We start from the raw sequence: 1,289 nt of genomic DNA, 5'->3' as shown, positions 1-1,289 counted from the left end.
GATGGAGGGTTCGAAGAGCCGTGAATTGAGGACCTTTCTTCCTGATTTTGGGGGCGCCAGGCTGGTATTGAAGGTTCTGGATGATGATTTTCGCTCTACGTTTTGAGCAGAGAGAGGATTTCATGCTCTGGATTGCTACGCCGCGGCGTTAATCCGCTCCAGGAGGAGAAAGCGACGCATATTGTAGACGATATTTGCCAGTCCGATCCTCATGGTGGCTCGCGTGATACCTACGGTTCGGACGAACAGTCCTGTCTGCGATTTCTGATCAGCAAAAACATGTTCAACGCGCGATCGGATGACCGACTTTCCAGCATTCGACTTCTGGATATGTCGTGGCATGGGCTTGAGATGAGGCTTTTTCCTGTGGACCTTCGAGACAAAGCCCTGCTTTTCCATGAAATCCTCATTGGCTTTCGAACGGTAGGCCGTGTCGGCCCATACGCTTGAGGCTGTATTGGTTTTATTCAGCAGCCCATCCCGCAATCGGGCGCCATCACTGGCGGCGGCATCTGTCGCTTTCCATTTCCGGATCAGCCTGAACTTCCGATCGATGGAAATGTGGGATTTATAGCCAAAGAACGGGATGGCCAGATCTGTTGATGGGATCGTCCCGTCCTCCTGCTGCTTCGCCTTGGTAAACTTCAACGTCCAGCGCGCATGACGGTCCTTGTGGGACAGCTTTGAGGGCTTGTCCCGCCAGTCCTGTGGGATATGTCCTGCCCGAAGATCCGCTTTCTCAGCATTGGTATTGCGCTGTTTTGGAGCCGCCACCAGCGTCGCGTCCAGAATCTGACCTGACATCGGTAAATAGCCAGCGTTCCGCAGAGTAGCATCAAAGCGATCAAATAGCCTTTCAATCGCACCCGCCTGCGTCAGACGCTCCCGGAACAGCCAGCGTGTTTTGGCATCCGGCACGCGGTCCGACAGTCCCAGACCAAGGAAACGCATGAACGACAGGCGGTCGTTGATCAGATATTCCGTCCGTTCATCAGACAAATTGTTCAGCGTCTGGATCACCAGGATCTTGAACATCAATACTGGATCAAAGGGCAGACGACCGCCTTTACTGCCGTCTGCATAGGCAGAGCCTTGTCCAGATCAGGGCGGAAGACTTCAAAATCCACAGTCCGCGAAAACGCTTCGAGCTGGTCACCAAGCCCACTCAGACGAGCCAGGCGCTCTTCAACATCAAAGAAACCAGACTGCTTCATCCCATCCTCCCGTCATCACACCAAGGATAGAATCACAGCCAACTGTTCAGAGACAGGGGGTTCTTCGAACCCTCC

1 pseudogene is annotated in these 1,289 nt (G+C 53.7%); it reads right to left on the bottom strand.

Features of this window, described 5'->3' with window-relative positions:
* Positions 1-135: 135 nt before the first annotated feature.
* Positions 136-1,214 (bottom strand): annotated as a pseudogene (locus tag GKA01_RS13515) (IS5 family transposase).
* Positions 1,215-1,289 lie beyond the last annotated feature (75 nt).

Origin of the sequence: Gluconobacter kanchanaburiensis NBRC 103587 (genome assembly GCF_007988905.1) — a bacterium.
Lineage (GTDB): Bacteria > Pseudomonadota > Alphaproteobacteria > Acetobacterales > Acetobacteraceae > Gluconobacter > Gluconobacter kanchanaburiensis.
The sequence above is the reverse complement of the archived record's forward strand: the minus strand, read 5'-3'. Positions and strand labels throughout refer to the sequence as shown.